This is a genomic window from Pseudomonas sp. SWRI111, assembly GCF_014268555.1.
GTDB classification, from domain to species: domain Bacteria; phylum Pseudomonadota; class Gammaproteobacteria; order Pseudomonadales; family Pseudomonadaceae; genus Aquipseudomonas; species Aquipseudomonas hamedanensis.
On the sequence record NZ_JABWQQ010000006.1, the window covers coordinates 127,765 to 143,267 of the forward strand.

The window sequence follows — 15,503 nt, forward strand, 5'->3', positions numbered from 1 at the left end:
GAAGCGACCGTGTTCATCTCTTATGCACAGAACTTTGAAGACGTCCGCCTTTGGCGCGCGCTCAAGCAATTCGAAAACGGCTTCTACATCGACGTCGGCGCCAATGACCCGTGCCACGACTCGGTCACCAAAGCGTTCTACGACCACGGCTGGCAAGGCGTTAACGTCGAACCGATGCAGAATTTCTACGACGCGCTCTGCCAGCAACGCCCGCGCGACACCACCGTGCAGTGCATCGCCAGCGACCAGCCCGGCGAAGTGACGTTGTACGGCATCCCGGACACAGGCCTGTCCACCGCCGATCCCGCCGTGGCCCAGCAACGCAAAGACCTTGGCATGAACGTGCAGCCGCTCACGGTCCAGGCCCGCACGCTCACCTCAATCTGCGAACAACACGCCGCCGACCGCCCCATCCATTTCCTAAAAATCGATGTCGAAGGTCACGAAGAAACCGTCCTGCGCGGCATGGATTTGAACCGCTTCCGCCCATGGATCATCGTGATCGAAACCCCATGGCTGCGCGACCACACGTGGGAGCCGTTGCTCACAGATGCCGGCTACCAGTCGATCCTGTTCGACGGTCTCAATACCTGGTTCCTAGCCGAAGAACACCTCAACCTCAAACCCGCCTTCGACATTCCACCCTGCAACCTCGACAACTTCCACCTCTGCCGCGGCCACGCCCTCGCCCATCCGCTAACCCCCGACGAACCCGACACCGCCCGACAACTCGCCGCAGCCCTGCACCGCGCCGAACAGGCCGAAACGCAACTGCACGCACTGCAAAACAGCCGCACCGTGCGCCTTCTGCAAAAGCTGCGTAACACCCTGGGCAGAGCGTGATTGCAGCGGCCACAAAAATAGTCTGAATTCAGGGGTTTACAGGATCCACCCAATCGCTATAATCGTCGCCCACACGCCGGTATAGCTCAGTTGGTAGAGCAACTGACTTGTAATCAGTAGGTCCCGGGTTCGACTCCTGGTGCCGGCACCATACAAAACAAGGGCTCGCAGCAATGCGGGCCCTTTGTTTGTGCGCTAGACGTAACAAGCGGCGTAACAAGCGCTGATAGGGCTTCGTTGATCAAAGACTCAGAAACAAACAGCAGCGTCGACATCGATGGCTGCGGGCTCATGGAGTGTGCGTATGTTTGGACAATTGATTGATCAAGCTCAATCAGCGTTGGCGCCCGGTTGGGTGGGGTCATTCATTGGATTGATTGGCGTTGTCATCGCAATCATTACGTATGTTCTTAGCCGAAAAAAGAAAGCACTGTCCTATACATTCATGGGTGAGCGCTTGCTGGGTTCATCGACTGGCAGCCTTCCCAACGACATTACTGTTCAGTACCAAAACAGTAATATCCCTCGCCTAACTCGATCCACTATCTATCTTTGGAATTCGGGCCAGCTACCAATCACACGTGACCATCTGGCCCCTGCTGATCGACCTCGCCTCGTAATCGGCAATGACGGTAGAATCTTGGCGATCACCGTGCAGAGAAGCTCTAGACCGGCTATTGAATTTTCGATCGCTGAAGACCCTCAGCGTCCCAATACCGCTATCCTTGACTTCGCTTTTTTGGACGTGGCTGATGGCGCAACCATCGAAATACTGCATACGTCTTCCGTTAGCTCTATCGCCGCGTCCGGCACAATTCTCGGCATTCCGCGAGGAATTCGTAATTTGGGCCGTACATCACCAAAAACTTTCAAGCTTCCTTTTAATGCGCCAATGCCAATGAACTTTATTGGAGGCGTGAGTATTTTGATGGGCGTTGTAATTGCTGTTGCAGGCGTCGTGGCACCTGAAAAGGCTGAGATGCTAGTGACACTCGGATTGACCAGTCAGGCCACAGTATTCCTGATGGCAGCGATTTATATCTTTTCTGGTAGCGGGGTAATCTACTTTTTTAGAAAAAAATACCCCAAGGGCCTAGCGATTCCAGAAAGTGAGCAATAACAACGTGTCTATCAGTAGGTTCCGGGGTCGACTCTTGGTGCCGCACCATATAAAACGAAACCCCTCAGAAATGCAGGCGGTTTGTTGTTTCTGGCTTATATTTTGACCGCGTTTCAGCTTCATTAAAAATATCAGCCCTTTTCCCTCAGATGTCGATGCCAGACGCATTCTCCCAAAAGGTAATGCTTTTGCCCAAAGGATAAAATCTCCGTTTTTATGCCAAATTATGAACTGGCAATAATTCTGGTGTGCCCATAAAAAGTTGTAATTGCACGAGGGTGCATTTTTTCAGCGCCCAGAGCTGGCAGAGTCAAGGGAAACCCAGCTTCTTGGTCCAAGAGTGCTTGATGCCTGGACGCTCGGTCCTTCCGCCGCAGAGACCGGCGCGTAGGTTGCGCGCGGCCTCACCTCCTTAACTCATCGACCATCGCTGATTCCTCGTTCTGGTGTTTAAGAAAAGCTAGAGAAAGTCGTGACCTACGAAAATATCCGCTTATCTCGTCCTCCATGGCCGGTGCTTCAGCGGCTGGCGAGAATTTCCCTCCGGTAATACGAGCAGCGTTGCGAGCCTTCATTTGGCGTACAGATTCCAACAAATCCCACTGAAATTGCTCCATCTCAGTATTCACCAGTGCTTTGCTCCTTCAATTTTTCAAGGACGGTCGCAGGCAGATAACAGAACTCCGCCTTCGTACTAGCAACCAGCAACCAGCAACCAGCAACCAGCAACCAGCAACCAGCAACCAAATTGAGCCTTCGGCAAGCCTGCTGTAAAAACATCGAGCCCGCCCCGAACATACTTTCTAACGTTAAGGGCTACGGCGCTGTTTTTCCAACGCTCGGCGCTGAACCTACGCAGCCTCAACCGAAAGCGAAATCCGCCGCCCGAGCTGCTGCAGCGCTCGCTCAACATTCTCGATCTTGGAGTGGTGCAGGAAATCGACCAGCCGATCGACCTGCGGCCGTTGCACGCCGAGACGACGCGCCAATTCGGCCTTGCTTAAACCTGATTCCAAAAGCGTATTCCACAACGCAACCTTCGCGGCAGTCAGAGCAGGAAGACGCAACACGATATCGTTCTCCTGGTCTCCTGAATGACCAGTAGGAATCATCCGGCGGTCATCCGCATAGATGGAGAATGCTGTCTCAATCGCGTCAATGGCGGTATCCAATGCCTCCCCGAGGGTATCGCCGACGGCGTGCATCTCTGGAATCGCCGCGCAAGTCAGCCAGACGCTGCCCGGCTCTTCGTGAACTTCCAAGGCATATTCGAACATCACGCTTCCTCTCATGGGGTACAGCTGAGCCTCAGTCCTTGAGGCCCAACTGTTTGATTATCGTTTTTCTCAATCCTTCGCCCATTTCCTTGGCTCCGTGGTCGGGAAACACAGTTGATTTGCCATTCAAGGAGACCTTGAAGTGGCTGCCGTTGCCGGCTTGGAACTCAACGCCTTGGGCTTTCAACCATCGCCGAAACTCGCTGTACTTCATGTGCATCACTCGCTGTTTCGGTAGAGCGAAATTGCAACATATTTGGTGCACATGCAACACAAGTGTTGCATGCGCAACTGAAACGCTCAAGGCCAGCACTCGGCCACGATTGTGCGCTCGATCTTCTCAAGCTACCGTCAAACCCGTCGCTGCCAATTCAGCGACCGGGCCTGATAACCCGGGTAAGATCCAGGCGCACCAGCGCCCCAACCCACGATTGCCGGCGCTTTTTTGTGTCTGCATTCACGTGTAATGGCGGCTTTGCGTGGGAGACCTTCGGGTCTGCCGGGTTCCTGTATCTCCGGTTTCTCAGCCTGCGCATAGCTGCCACCCTTTCGCCTGAGAACGAAAATGGCGGCTCTCATTTGATACAGGGAGTTCACAAATGAATGCCATTGATCCATCCGCAATCCGCCTGTCAGCGATGCCCGTCACTTCCCACCTCTTGTCGAATATCAGGTGAAGCGAAATGACCAATTATCCGGATCTGAAAACCCCAAGCCTCACGCACTTCTCCTTCCAATCCAATATAGCGATGTTCCGCACCAACCGCGGTGTGCCAGTGATCGCCGCCCTCTCGCACGCCTCACACTTGCTTCACATCTCCAAGCTACTGACCGCTGACTCCACAGTCTCTAGCGACCCTGACCTTCACGCATACGCCTCTCAATATCTGCAAGAGTTAAGCAAGGCGCTGATCGATGATGTGGTGAAAGTGATGGACGCGCCGCCAGACAAGCCGTTGATGTAAATCACGGCGTATGAAGCCCTCGTTGATGCGAGGGCTTTTTGCGTTTCAGACCTGACTCACCTCAAACACAAACGAAATCTTCTGCTGAATCGCACTCCACACATAGCGCAGATGCTTGCCCTGTTTCGGAATCGACACGGCAGGCGGCCGAAACGCAGCAACGCATTCCTGGCCGGGCAATCGCACGCTGTTATAGAGCAGCCCCCAGGATTCGGTATCGCGCAGTTGCCGCGCGAACACCTGTGATGGTCCGTATGCTTCGGGATCGGGTTGATGCAAATGTTCGAAGCCGTGGCGAACATCATGCAACGGCTTGACCACCTGATTGATGTAAGTGCGCATGGTCAATTCAAGGTCGGCTTCCTGAGTCGCAGCAAGAAAACGCTCCTGATGGAAACAGGTTTCGGCGATGGCGGCTGCCTGGCTGCTGGCGGCGTAGTAGACGCCGAAGGTGCCGTCGCTGAAGCGGCTGCGTTTGCCGACGTGGGTGAACGCGGCCATCACAGGGCTGGTGCCGGGGCCTGACAGGCGGTCTTCGGGACGTACGCGGGCGAGTACGCCGGCCTGTTCGATCAGGCGATCATTGGTCAGCGCCTCGATGGCGTAGGCGACTTCGAGGTCTTCGGGGTCGAGTACGTCTTCGAACAGCGCAATCGGCGGAAAGCTGCTGTTGACGATGCGATAGGCGCGCGGCCATGGCACATCGACCAGCGCTGGCGCTTTCAACCGCGGACTCCGTCGAGGTAGCGGCGCACATCGGCGATGTCGACCACCCTCCCCGCCAGCATGTAATCCAGTGCGGTTTGGCCATTGAATGGTGCTGCCGTGTTCGGGCTGCTGACCCAGGCGTAAGCGCGCTCGCGACTGTTGCTGAAGATGATGCTCAACGCCTTGTGAATGCCCATCAGATACGAGATGCGCTCAAGGGTGTCATGGGGCAGACGTATGTTTGGCAGGTGTTTATATTTGTAGAACGTGGTGTTGCCGACGCCACCGAGCAGGGTGCGCTGTTGCTCGGCGTTGCAGCCCCAGTGTTCCATGAGGCTGAAGAAGAACTTCAGCGCAACGCGACCGGCTTCGGGGGCATCGAGTTGTTCGCGTGGTTGTAAAGCGGGGGATGAAGATGGCATTTGCCGCCTCCTTAGATTTATCGATGCTCGCAGCGTAGTACAGATATGTATCTAAATCCAAGATTAGTACATAAGTGGATTTAAGCCCTGCTTAAACCAAGCCGTCCGTGTTGTCGAAACCGTAGCTATTTTTTGACCCTCATCACCCGCACCCCAGCAAAAACCCCAATCTTCTGTCAGCCTCCAGCCATCGGCGGGGAAATCAATTCGCTACTAAATCCGCGACAACTATGCTCAGGTGCAGGAATATAGCCGGCATAGGCGCCGGACCGGTCGCCCCGTAAACAACAATACCCAGCCCACTTCAGAGGGCATTACCCATGGATAGCAGAACCTTACGTAACCTGATGCGCATCGTGCAGACCGGCTCGTTGTCGGCCGCAGCCGAGCATTCGTGCCTGACGGTGCAGGCGTTGGCCGCGCAATTGAACAAGGTCGAAGAGCAGTTCGGTTTCCGCTTGTTTCGGCGTTCCAACAAGGGCCTGACGCTGACGCCGCAAGGCACGGAGCTGACGCCTTACATCGATAAAGTGCTGATTGCCACGCGGCAGATGGAAGAGAAAGTCGAAGCGCTGAAGGTGCCGGGCCAGCGCACGTTGAAGGTGGCGTTGAACAACACGCTGTCGCCTGACTTCAACCGGCGCATGATCGGACGTCTGATCGAGGTGTTTCCCGATTACCAGATGGAATTCAGCTACGCCGAGTCGATGGAAAACCTCAGCAAGCTGAAGAACGAGGATTTTGACCTCGCCGTGCTGATCGGCCCGCAGCGGCCGGGGCTGCCGAGCATCGTTCTGCCGGAGGTACAGGTGCAGGTGGTGGGCGCGCATTGCGGCCAGGAAAACGATCCGCTGACGCTGCTGGGCAATAAGTTTCAGGTGCGTCCTGCGGAAGATTGTCCATATTCCCACAGCTTTTTGCGTTTTCTCGACGCCGGGCTGGGCAATCACGAGAACGGCCAGCGCATGGTCTATTCGTGCAGCGAAACCCTGACGCTGTCGCTGATCACCCAGATGGATGCGGTCGGCATGGTTTCGCGCGAAGCGGCGCAGAAAAACGGCCTGACAATTTTCCCCGGATTCGAGGATTTCCTCGAAGTGCGCCTGGCGGTAAACAATCCGGAGTTGTCGCACCAGGCGTTGAACGATGTCGTCGATTTGCCACTACATGAACGAGCCGAGCGCAATGTACGCAGCCGTCCCCACCGCCACACTGAGAAAGAGGTTTTTGCTGAAATACGCACATAACAACGTCGGAATCGCGGCATAGAATTCCGGGCGATCGAGCTGGATCTGCCGGTCCTTGATCAACAAGGGCGTGAGGCTGATCGCAGCGACGATCGCCACCGGCAAATATTCCAGCGCCCGCGCCACGAACGGCGGCCAGTGCTCGGTGTTGATTTGCAGCGGCAAGGCGCGTGGCAGAAAGGTCACGGCCATCATCAGCACGACCACCAGAATCAGGAACGTTTGGTCAGGCATACACCCACTCCGCAGCCCACAAACGTGGCGATGAATACGTTGAATGGCGAACTGCCGATCAGGCTCAGCACCCCCATGCACACCACGGCAGCAGCGGCCGCGATGAGTTTGTTGCGCGTATTGCACAGCGAGACCAGTACGTAGAGCATCATCGCCGTCAGCGCGTAGTCGAGCTGATATTTGATCAGGTGCGCCGCGTACTGCGCGCACACCGCACCGAGCAAGCCGCCGAGTACCCACGAGGTGTGGCAGAACAGGTTGAAGCCGATCAGGTAGCGCACGTTCACCGGCGCACCGCTGCCGAGCTTTACGCTGTGAAACGCAAAGGACTCATCGGTCAGGCCACTGGCGTAGCACCAGCGCTCCATACGACTCAAACCCAGTGCACGCAGGGCCTTGGCCATGTACACCGACATCAGCATATGGCGCGCGTTGATCAGAAACGTGGTCAGCACGATGGTAGTCAGCGACGCGCCGCTGGAGATCAGCGCCAGCGCGGCGAACTGTGAAGCACCGGCATAAACGAACAGGCACATCGCCACGGGCAGCCACATCGGCAACCCGGCGTTGACGGCCATCAGCCCGAACACGAATGACACGGTGAAATACCCGGCGACCACCGGACTGGCTTCGGCAAACGTGCGCGACGGCTGATCAGCAGCCATCAGCGGCGCACTGCCGGACGTTTCATTCATAGGTCCCTCTCAAATGTCCGTTCGCCATGGGGCTCGCAAAAACCCTGGGCGGTCCAGAATCGCTTGCCCGCGAGGTTAGCATCGTCGACGAACAGAAACATCCGCAGCACGCCGACCCGTTTCATGTCCGACGACGCCGCTTCAACCAGGCGCTGCCCCACGCCCTGGCTGCGATAGCGCGGGCTGACGGCCAGATGATTGATCGTGCCGCGGCTGCCGAGCATGCCACCAAGCACCGCGCCGACGATCTCGCCGGTGACGTCGAAGGCGAGGTAAGCCGTGGTGGTTTTCTGGATCAGTACGCCGCGCAGGCATTTGGCGTCTTGCCATTCGCAGAACGACACTTCGTCGAACTGCCGGAAGAAACGCTCCATGCGCTGTGCATCCTTGGCCGTGGCGCGGCGCAGCACCACCGGCGTCGAGCATTCGACGCCGTCGATTGGGGTGATCTGATTAGCGAACAATGTCGAAAGCGGTCCCGGGCCGCGAGAAAGAAATCGCCAGAATCTGCCGATACGCCATGGCATGGGTATGGGTGTTGCGCGCCGGGGTCACATAGTGGCGCATGTCGCGGTCGAGGAAGTAGGTGGTATCGAGAATTTCCTCGTACGTAGTCGCCGCCAGTTGATGCTCGTGGATGTCGTACAAACGACTCTCCGCACCCTCGACATTGTTGCGTCCCCAAAAGTGCACGCCGCTGAACGGATAGCCGTCGCAGTGAATGCCTTCAGGGGTAATTTCTAGCTGCTTGCCGGGTTTGATTTCGATGCGGATCTGATGAATCTGGCACTGCCAGATTTCGTCGTGCAGTTCTTCCGGCAACACGCTTTTGTACACCTCGAAATCGGTGTCGATCAGGCTGCGCATCACCGGTGAAGTCAGCACTTCCTCGGAGAAGTCCTGAAAGTGCCGTACCACGCCGCCAACATAGGCGTTGTGCTCTTTCGACTGCACGTAGGCGCGATGTTCGAGTTGCTTGAGTTCACGCGTCTTCGGGTTGTACTCGAAGTCGCTGTAACGACGGTAACGCATACCCGCGTCGGCCTGACCGTAATAACTGTCTGGCTCCATGTTCTCCCAACTTTTGGTCAGTCTGACAAAGTCGGCGAAATGACCGTAGAGATTGAAGTCACCACCCTGGACGTTGACAAACTTGTCGCGCCGTAGCGATTCGCCCACTTCTCTGTTTAAAACGATCATTACCCAAATCTCCGCTGCGTTGAGCGGCCTAATCTATTAGGTGGAGAATTTGCGTCCATGAGAAAGAATTTCAGGCATTTGAAAAGCCATTTGAAACGAGGCTTGAAGCGACGCGAAAACAACTTTTACATGACAAAAACACGGGTTTTCCGGTTTTTCGCTGGAAAAACATCAAAAGAAAACCCCGAAGGCCTCGGGGTTTTCTTTTGTTTCTTACGCGCGATCGTTCATCAGAAGATGTTGATCGGGTAGTCCACGAACACGCGCAGCTCGTTGCCGCTGACGTTGTATTCGCTGGATTTCTGCGACACGCGCAGGATCGAGCTGCGCAGCTTCACGCTCAGGTCTTTGGCCGGGCCGCTTTGCACGACGTACTTGAACTGGTTGAAGATCTCGCGCTCGGTGCCGCCTTCGCTGGTGGACGTGGTGATGTTGTCGCCACGCACATACGCGAAGTTGTAGCTCAGACCCGGTACGCCGAATGCGCCGAAGTCCAGGCCGTAGCCCAGCTGCCAGCTGCGTTCGTCTTCGGCGTTGAAGTCCGACCAGTAGGAGTTGGCCAGGTAGATGGAGTTACCACCGTCACCGACACGGCCCTGATCTTTCTGATAGCCGCCGTAGGCGTAACCCAGATTGCTGTCGCCGGTGGAACGCTGGTGCGCCACGGTGAACGAGTGCGGGCCGGTAGCGAAGGTGGCGGCCAGGCTCCAGATCTTGTTGTCGTCGCCGGTTACAGCGTTTTCGCGGACATAGGAGTTATCGAGCTTGGTGCGATAACCGTTGAAGTCCAGGGTCAGCGATTGTTCCTTGTTGAAAGGAATCACGTAGTTGGCGTTCACGTATTGTTTCTTCAACACGTCTTCAACGTCGGACGCGTACAGCGCGCCTTTGAAGTTTTCGGTGAACTGGTAACTGCCGCCCAACACGTTGATTGCCTTCAGACCGCCGCTGTCACGGCCTTCATCGCTCTTGCGCGATTCAGCGGTGAAACGACCGGCGTTCAGCTCCAGGCCTTTGATCTCGCGGGAGGTGATCAAAGTACCGGTGTAGCTTTCCGGCAGCAGACGCACGTTGTCGTAGCTCAGCACCGGCAGCGCCGGCATCTGGTCGCCGTAGGTCAGCACGGTGTTGGAGAAACGGAATTTGACCGCTGCGCCGCCCTTGGCGATGTCATGCGCCGCGCGACCGTCATTTTCCTGCTTGAAGAAGTCGATGCCTTGCGCGCCGGTACGACCCTTGCCGCCGTCCAGACGCAGCGCATACAGACCAAAGGCGTCTACACCGACACCCACGGTGCCCTGGGTGAAGCCGGACGAGAACGTCCCGATCGCCGCCTGGCCCCACTCGGCTTTGTCCGGACGACCGTCCTTGTAATCACGATTGATGTAGGCGTTGCGCAACAGCACTTTAAGGCTGCTGTCTTCGACAAAACCCTTGGATTCGGCCTGGTCGTTAGCCATGGCCTGTGTAGCACTCAACATCCCCAGTGCGATCAGACTGATCCGCTTGTTCAACATGTTGTTTTCCTTATTACGGGTTGAAACGCGCTGTGTCGAACGGCTGAAACGGCGCTTTTGCACTCTTCTATTCACCCCGAAACAAAAAGACCCGCCTTGATCGAATCATGGCGGGCCTGCTCCTTGTTTTGAATCATGGCGGTTGGCCACAGGCGTTGGGCCGAATCGTAGCCGCGCCCTGAACAGTGTGTCAATTTCAAGAATCGTCTTTAAATAGGCGAAAAACGTCTAAGAAACGTAAATTTTGCGCTGACTCCTTGCACAGAAATGCCGCCATTCAGTGAATCCAACGCTTGTTCATATTCAACGCGATGCGCGTATCGAATACGACACATATTGAAACAATCAAACAAGACGACTTCTCAGGAATAATTAACGCTAGCAAATGCTAAGCATTACCATTCGCGCGCTCGAATTCTTCCACCCTTTCGGATGCGCTTCAGATGCCTGCCCCGTTCCGTTTTACGCCCGTCACCCTTGGGCTCTCGGCTTTTTTGTCCAGCAGTCTTGCCTTCGCGGCGACCGAACTGCCCGCCACCTCGATCAGCGCCGAAGCAGCAGCGGACGACCCGCGCGTGAAAGTCAGCAACACCGCGACCCGTACCTCGACACCCGTACGCTACGTGCCGCAGGCAATCGATTCGATCAAGACCGCCAACGTCGCCAACTACGGCACCAGTGACATCGGCGACGCCCTGAGTGGCATGCCCAACGTCAGCAGCAGCGCCGACACCCGCTTCGACAGCCTGCGCATCCGTGGTTTCGATGCCAGCAACGATTTCTATCTGGACGGCATCCGCGACGACAGCCAGTACAAGCGCGACCTGCACAACATCGAACGCGTCGAAGTACTCAAAGGCCCCGCCGCCGTGCTTTATGGCCGTGGCAGTCAGGGCGGGATCGTCAACCGGGTGAGCAAAACGCCGGAAGCCGGGCGCCGCTCCACTGTTGAAGCCCAGGGTGGCAGCGAAGATTTGCGCAGTCTTTACGCCGACCTCAGCACCGACCCGAGCGACACCATCAGCCTGCGCCTGAATCTGGGTAACATGGATGAAAACAGCTTCCGCGATGGCGTCAGCGGCAACCGCCAATTGTTCGCACCGTCGATGAGTTGGCAACTGACGCCCGACCTGAACTGGCTGGTGCAGTACGAATACAGCCGTTACAACCGCACGCCGGATCGCGGTATTCCCGGGGTCAACGGGCGCCCCGCCGACGTTGGCCGCGACACGACCTATGGCAACGATCACGATTTCATCGACGACAAATCGCAATCGCTGCGCTCGAAACTCACCTATGAGATCAACGATAACTGGCAACTGCGCCAGACCCTCGGCGTGTTCAAGCTCGACAGTGATTTCGACAACACCTACCTCACCGGCTACACGCCGGCGACCAACAAGGTCACGCGCCAGCATTGGCAGCAGGACCTGACCACCCGCAACGTCTACAACAACCTTGAACTGGAAGGCGGTTTCGATACGTTCGGACTTGAGCATCGCTTGCTCACCGGGGTTGAAATCGGCAGCCAACGCCGCGATCCGACGTTGTACAACGCCGCCACCGGAAGGACGCCCGGCGCGCAGCCCGTGCCGTCACTCGACCTGTACAACCCCAACCGTGACCTGCGCCACACCGGTCGCATGCAAGTCTCCAGTAGCAGCCACACCGAGGTCGAAAGCCGCGCAGTGTACGTTCAGGATCAGCTACGCCTGAACGATCAATGGCAACTGCTCGGCGGTTTGCGCTACGACACCTTCGACATCGAATCGACCAACAAGCTGCGCAACATTTCCGAAGACCGTGACAGCCACAGCACCAGCCCGCGCGTGGGCCTGGTCTGGACGCCCCTGCAGAATCATTCCTTCTATGCCTCGTGGTCGAAGACGTTTTCGCCGGTGGGCGGTGGTTTGATCGGCATCACCCCGGGCGCGGCCGGCAATACCAACGACTTGAGCCCCGAGCTGACCAAGCAGAAAGAAATCGGCGTGAAAAGCGACTGGCTCGACGATCGCCTCAGCACCACGCTGGCGGTCTATGACCTGGAACTCTACAACCGCCGCACCACCGATCCGAATGATCCAACGCTGACGGTAATGTCCGGTCTGCAACGTTCACGCGGGATCGAACTGACCGCCACCGGTAACATCACCGGCAACTGGTACGTACGTGGCGGCGTCGGTGTGCAGGATGCGACCATCGAAAAAGACAACAACGGCCTGGAAGGCAAGCGCATCAACAACGTGGCCAAGCGCAATGGCAGCCTGTTTCTCACCTGGAAACCGCAAATGGGCTGGTACGGCGAAACCGGCCTGACGCTGGTCGGCCAGCGCTATGCCGACAACGCCAACACCGTGATGTTGCCGGGCTATGGCCGTTGGGATGCGCTGCTGGGTTACCGGTTGAAAGACTGGGATTTACGCGCGGCGCTGAACAATATTACCGATCGCGAGTACTACGCTTCGGCGACCAGCGCGTTCCAGATTCAGCCGGGAGCGCCGCGTAGCGTGGTGATGACGGGCACCTACAGCTTTTAGGCCAGCGCAAAAAACTGTGGGAGGGGGCTTGCTCCCGAAGGCGCCGAGTCAGTCGACATTATTGTCACTGATCCGACGCATTCGGGAGCAAGCCCCCCCCACCGGTTCAATGTTCACAATGGTTTTTGTGTCCTGCATAAAAAAGCGCCGCCATCCCGGCAGCGCTTTGACCTGTCCTTGTTGTTCTTATCCTTCCATTACATCCCATAACGCTTGCAGTTCGGCCTCGCTGAACAGGCCAGCGGGGTAGCGCTCGATCATCATCCGGCGCGGATCAGGTTCCCTGATCTGACGCGTTCCATTGGACTTCAACCAATGCGCGACCAGCTGCAGCGATTCGCCGTTTACCGCCATGGGATGCACAGTCCGCTCGCTGACTACGTTCATTTCGGCGTTCATTTCAGCGCTCTCTCCCCGTTCATGAGCGGCTACGGTATCCAAGATTCATGACAGAACTGTTGAAGTTCTTCTCCCTCCCTAGTGCACTGGAACCGATACAAGAGCTATGCCAAGACTCGGCATCTGTCGACAGGCGGATACAAAAAAGCCCGCCGTCCTTTCGGGCTGCGGGCTTGTGTTCATGCGTAGCGAGCTAATCATTAGCCTGGCCGATTTAGTAACCAACTCAAGCTGTTACGACTCAACTCACTCTTTGTGCGGCGCTGGCTGTTGCTGAGTAAGGCAGTGAATGTTGCCGCCGCCCAGTAACAGTTCGCGGCCCGGCACCATCACCACTTCATGCTGGGGGAACAGCTTCTGCAGAATCTCCCTGGCCGGTGCGTCCATCGGGTCGTTGAAGCTTGGCGCGATGATGCCGCCGTTGACGATCAGGAAGTTCACGTAGGAACCGGCCAGGCGCACGGACGGGTTACGCTCCTGGGAACCTTCGACCGCATCGACCCCGGCGCACTCTTCTTCGGTCGCGTACAACGGCCCCGGAATCGGCATTTTATGCACCGTGAACGGGCGACCCTTGGCGTCGGTGCTGCCTTGCAGCACTTTCATCGCGGCCTGGCAACGCGGGTAGTTCGGATCCTGCGGATCGTCCGTCCACGCCAGCAGCACTTCGCCCGGACGCACGTAGCAGCAGAAGTTATCCACATGGCCGTCGGTTTCGTCGTTGAACAAGCCGTCCGGCAACCAGATGATCTTATCCACAGCCAGATTGGCGCTGAGCACCGCTTCGATCTCTTCGCGGCTCAGGTGCGGATTGCGATTGCGGTTGAGCAGGCACTCTTCGGTGGTGATCAGCGTGCCTTCGCCATCAACGTGAATCGAACCGCCCTCGAGCACGAAGCCCTCGGTGCGATAACGCGGGCTGCGCTCGATCTCGAGGATCTTGCCGCCGACTTGCGAGTCGCGGTTCCACGGCGAGTACAGGCCGCCATCGAAGCCGCCCCAGGCGTTGAAATCCCAGTTCACACCGCGCACTTCTCCGCTGTTGTTGATGACAAAGGTCGGGCCGCTGTCACGAACCCAGGCGTCATCGCTGGACATCTCGACCAGACGAATATTCGGCAGATCGAGGCGCGCACGGGCGTTTTCGTATTGGCCGGCGGAGACCGCAACGGTCACCGGCTCGAAACGCGCGATGGCCTTGGCCACCGCCGCGTGTGCGGCTTGCGCCGGTTTGCCGCCCAGGCGCCAGTTGTCCGGGCGCTCGGGCCAGATCATCCAGGTTTGCGTCTGTGGCGCCCACTCGGCCGGCATGTGGAAGCCGTCGGCGCGCGGGGTACTTTTCAATGTGGTCATCAGGACTCCAGGGAACCGTCGAGGGTTTTCAACGCGCCGTACAGATTGGGACGGCGGTCGCGGAATGAACCCCACGCGCTGCGAATATGTTCCAGCTCGTCGAGGTTGAACGTGTGCACAAGAATACCTTCTTCGGTTTTATTCAGCTCCTGCACTTTTTCGCCGAACTGATTGGCGATGAACGACGAGCCGTAGAACGTGATGTCGTAGCCGTCCTGTTCTTCGTTGCCGATGCGGTTGCTGGCGATCAGCGGCATCAGGTTGGCGCCGGCATGGCCCTGCTGCACACGCTGCCAGTGATCGCGCGAGGAGATGGTCTTGTCGTGCGGTTCGCTGCCGATGGCGGTTGGGTAAAAGAGGATTTCCGCGCCTTGCAGGGCCATGCTGCGCGCCGCTTCCGGAAACCACTGATCCCAGCAAATACCCACGCCGATTTTCGCGTAACGGGTATTCCACACCTTGAAACCGGTATCGCCCGGGTTGAAGTAATACTTCTCGTGATAACCCGGACCGTCCGGAATGTGGCTTTTACGATAAATACCGAGGTTGCTGCCGTCGGCGTCGATGATCGCGATGCTGTTGAAACGCGCGCGCCCGGCCAATTCGTAGAAGCTGATCGGCAGCACCACTTGCAGCTCTTTGGCGATGGCCTGGAAATGCTGGATCGCCGGGTTGTCCTCGACCGGGGTCGCCAGTTGCAGGTAATCCGGATTCGGCTTCTGGCAAAAGTACGGCGCCTCGAACAATTCCTGAATCAGGATGATCTGCGCGCCTTTGGCGGCGGCTTCGCGGACCAGCCTTTCAGCGGTTGCGAGGTTGGCGTGCAGATCCCAGGAACAGGCCATCTGCGTGGCGGCGACGGTAACGATACGGCTCATGAATCATCTCCGGGCAAGTGCTTTGACGGTCGGAAAGTCGACCGAAAAGGAAACGCGCGCGCCGGAATGAAACCGCCATGCCGGAGCAATGGCGACTTTATAGCCGAT

At 57.3% G+C, this 15,503-nt stretch carries 18 protein-coding genes and 1 tRNA gene; 6 read left to right on the forward strand and 13 right to left on the reverse strand.

Features of this window, described 5'->3' with window-relative positions; genetic code table 11:
• Positions 1–9: 9 nt before the first annotated feature.
• From HU755_RS10020 to HU755_RS10030, 3 genes are all read left to right on the forward strand, one after another.
• Entirely contained in the window at positions 10–843 is an 834-nt protein-coding gene (locus tag HU755_RS10020) for an FkbM family methyltransferase (protein ID WP_186632034.1), read from the forward strand.
• A gap of 75 nt (positions 844–918) precedes the next feature.
• Positions 919–994, forward strand: a tRNA-Thr gene (locus HU755_RS10025).
• 153 nt (positions 995–1,147) lie between these two features.
• Positions 1,148–1,963 carry a hypothetical protein gene (locus tag HU755_RS10030; protein ID WP_186632037.1) on the forward strand — a complete coding sequence of 272 codons (816 nt, stop codon included), beginning with the start codon at positions 1,148–1,150 and terminating at the stop codon, positions 1,961–1,963.
• A 404-nt stretch (positions 1,964–2,367) separates the two neighbouring features.
• On the opposite strand, the gene HU755_RS27340 is transcribed toward HU755_RS10030, so the two are convergent.
• The 3 genes from HU755_RS27340 to HU755_RS10045 all read right to left on the reverse strand — a co-directional run bounded on the left by HU755_RS27340 (position 2,368) and on the right by HU755_RS10045 (position 3,454).
• A complete protein-coding gene (locus HU755_RS27340; protein WP_189664013.1) occupies positions 2,368–2,592 on the reverse strand; it encodes a hypothetical protein in 225 nt (74 codons plus the stop codon).
• Between the two features lie 222 nt (positions 2,593–2,814).
• Positions 2,815–3,240, reverse strand: coding sequence for a type II toxin-antitoxin system HicB family antitoxin (locus HU755_RS10040; protein WP_186548485.1), 426 nt, complete (start codon positions 3,238–3,240; stop codon positions 2,815–2,817).
• Between the two features lie 31 nt (positions 3,241–3,271).
• Entirely contained in the window at positions 3,272–3,454 is a 183-nt protein-coding gene (locus HU755_RS10045; protein ID WP_186632040.1) for a type II toxin-antitoxin system HicA family toxin, read from the reverse strand.
• 469 nt (positions 3,455–3,923) lie between these two features.
• Between HU755_RS10045 and HU755_RS10050 the strand changes: the two genes are divergently transcribed.
• Positions 3,924–4,205, forward strand: coding sequence for a DUF3077 domain-containing protein (locus tag HU755_RS10050; RefSeq protein WP_186632043.1), 282 nt, complete (start codon positions 3,924–3,926; stop codon positions 4,203–4,205).
• Positions 4,206–4,250: 45 nt separating this feature from the next.
• On the opposite strand, the gene HU755_RS10055 is transcribed toward HU755_RS10050, so the two are convergent.
• On the reverse strand, positions 4,251–4,931 hold the full coding sequence (locus tag HU755_RS10055; RefSeq protein ID WP_238349973.1) for an RES family NAD+ phosphorylase: 681 nt from the start codon (positions 4,929–4,931) through the stop codon (positions 4,251–4,253).
• Positions 4,928–5,335 (reverse strand): MbcA/ParS/Xre antitoxin family protein, encoded by a 408-nt coding sequence (locus HU755_RS10060; protein WP_186632046.1) that lies wholly within the window; start codon positions 5,333–5,335, stop codon positions 4,928–4,930. Before HU755_RS10060 ends, HU755_RS10055 begins: the two co-directional genes overlap by 4 nt.
• A 320-nt stretch (positions 5,336–5,655) precedes the next feature.
• Between HU755_RS10060 and HU755_RS10065 the strand changes: the two genes are divergently transcribed.
• Positions 5,656–6,582 carry a LysR family transcriptional regulator gene (locus HU755_RS10065; RefSeq protein ID WP_122611119.1) on the forward strand — a complete coding sequence of 309 codons (927 nt, stop codon included), beginning with the start codon at positions 5,656–5,658 and terminating at the stop codon, positions 6,580–6,582.
• On the opposite strand, the gene HU755_RS10070 is transcribed toward HU755_RS10065, so the two are convergent.
• From HU755_RS10070 to HU755_RS10090, 5 genes are all read right to left on the reverse strand, one after another.
• A complete protein-coding gene (locus HU755_RS10070; RefSeq protein ID WP_024011198.1) occupies positions 6,499–6,816 on the reverse strand; it encodes an AzlD domain-containing protein in 318 nt (105 codons plus the stop codon). The genes HU755_RS10065 and HU755_RS10070 overlap by 84 nt on opposite strands.
• Positions 6,795–7,511 carry an AzlC family ABC transporter permease gene (locus HU755_RS10075; protein ID WP_186548495.1) on the reverse strand — a complete coding sequence of 239 codons (717 nt, stop codon included), beginning with the start codon at positions 7,509–7,511 and terminating at the stop codon, positions 6,795–6,797. Before HU755_RS10075 ends, HU755_RS10070 begins: the two co-directional genes overlap by 22 nt.
• Positions 7,508–7,885: a GNAT family N-acetyltransferase gene (locus HU755_RS10080; RefSeq protein ID WP_186632263.1), complete on the reverse strand. Its 378-nt coding sequence runs from the start codon at positions 7,883–7,885 to the stop codon at positions 7,508–7,510. The genes HU755_RS10075 and HU755_RS10080 overlap by 4 nt, the downstream gene beginning before the upstream one ends.
• Positions 7,886–7,964: 79 nt before the next feature.
• On the reverse strand, positions 7,965–8,711 hold the full coding sequence (locus HU755_RS10085) for a 2OG-Fe dioxygenase family protein (protein WP_186619422.1): 747 nt from the start codon (positions 8,709–8,711) through the stop codon (positions 7,965–7,967).
• A 230-nt stretch (positions 8,712–8,941) separates the two neighbouring features.
• Positions 8,942–10,228: an OprD family porin gene (locus HU755_RS10090; RefSeq protein WP_186548499.1), complete on the reverse strand. Its 1,287-nt coding sequence runs from the start codon at positions 10,226–10,228 to the stop codon at positions 8,942–8,944.
• Positions 10,229–10,671: 443 nt separating this feature from the next.
• Here HU755_RS10090 and HU755_RS10095 point away from each other — a divergent pair, with 443 nt between their 5' ends.
• Entirely contained in the window at positions 10,672–12,765 is a 2,094-nt protein-coding gene (locus HU755_RS10095) for a TonB-dependent siderophore receptor (protein ID WP_186632049.1), read from the forward strand.
• A gap of 186 nt (positions 12,766–12,951) precedes the next feature.
• On the opposite strand, the gene HU755_RS10100 is transcribed toward HU755_RS10095, so the two are convergent.
• From HU755_RS10100 to aguB, 3 genes are all read right to left on the reverse strand, one after another.
• Positions 12,952–13,164 (reverse strand): hypothetical protein, encoded by a 213-nt coding sequence (locus tag HU755_RS10100; RefSeq protein WP_186548505.1) that lies wholly within the window; start codon positions 13,162–13,164, stop codon positions 12,952–12,954.
• A gap of 246 nt (positions 13,165–13,410) precedes the next feature.
• Positions 13,411–14,517 carry an agmatine deiminase gene (gene aguA, locus HU755_RS10105; RefSeq protein ID WP_186632052.1) on the reverse strand — a complete coding sequence of 369 codons (1,107 nt, stop codon included), beginning with the start codon at positions 14,515–14,517 and terminating at the stop codon, positions 13,411–13,413.
• A complete protein-coding gene (gene aguB / locus HU755_RS10110; protein WP_186632055.1) occupies positions 14,517–15,395 on the reverse strand; it encodes an N-carbamoylputrescine amidase in 879 nt (292 codons plus the stop codon). The genes aguA and aguB overlap by 1 nt, the downstream gene beginning before the upstream one ends.
• Between the last annotated feature and the right edge of the window lie 108 nt (positions 15,396–15,503).

Coding starts and splice junctions, on each gene's coding strand:
- HU755_RS10030 (WP_186632037.1), top strand. CDS start 1,148: ATGTTTGGACAATTGATTGATCAAGCTCAATCAGCGTTGGCGCCCGGT.
- HU755_RS10040 (WP_186548485.1), bottom strand. CDS start 3,240: ATGTTCGAATATGCCTTGGAAGTTCACGAAGAGCCGGGCAGCGTCTGG.
- HU755_RS10045 (WP_186632040.1), bottom strand. CDS start 3,454: ATGAAGTACAGCGAGTTTCGGCGATGGTTGAAAGCCCAAGGCGTTGAG.
- HU755_RS10050 (WP_186632043.1), top strand. CDS start 3,924: ATGACCAATTATCCGGATCTGAAAACCCCAAGCCTCACGCACTTCTCC.
- HU755_RS10060 (WP_186632046.1), bottom strand. CDS start 5,335: ATGCCATCTTCATCCCCCGCTTTACAACCACGCGAACAACTCGATGCC.
- HU755_RS10065 (WP_122611119.1), top strand. CDS start 5,656: ATGGATAGCAGAACCTTACGTAACCTGATGCGCATCGTGCAGACCGGC.
- HU755_RS10070 (WP_024011198.1), bottom strand. CDS start 6,816: ATGCCTGACCAAACGTTCCTGATTCTGGTGGTCGTGCTGATGATGGCC.
- HU755_RS10075 (WP_186548495.1), bottom strand. CDS start 7,511: ATGAATGAAACGTCCGGCAGTGCGCCGCTGATGGCTGCTGATCAGCCG.
- HU755_RS10080 (WP_186632263.1), bottom strand. CDS start 7,885: ATGGAGCGTTTCTTCCGGCAGTTCGACGAAGTGTCGTTCTGCGAATGG.
- HU755_RS10085 (WP_186619422.1), bottom strand. CDS start 8,711: ATGATCGTTTTAAACAGAGAAGTGGGCGAATCGCTACGGCGCGACAAG.
- HU755_RS10090 (WP_186548499.1), bottom strand. CDS start 10,228: ATGTTGAACAAGCGGATCAGTCTGATCGCACTGGGGATGTTGAGTGCT.
- HU755_RS10095 (WP_186632049.1), top strand. CDS start 10,672: ATGCCTGCCCCGTTCCGTTTTACGCCCGTCACCCTTGGGCTCTCGGCT.
- HU755_RS10100 (WP_186548505.1), bottom strand. CDS start 13,164: ATGAACGCCGAAATGAACGTAGTCAGCGAGCGGACTGTGCATCCCATG.
- aguA (WP_186632052.1), bottom strand. CDS start 14,517: ATGACCACATTGAAAAGTACCCCGCGCGCCGACGGCTTCCACATGCCG.
- aguB (WP_186632055.1), bottom strand. CDS start 15,395: ATGAGCCGTATCGTTACCGTCGCCGCCACGCAGATGGCCTGTTCCTGG.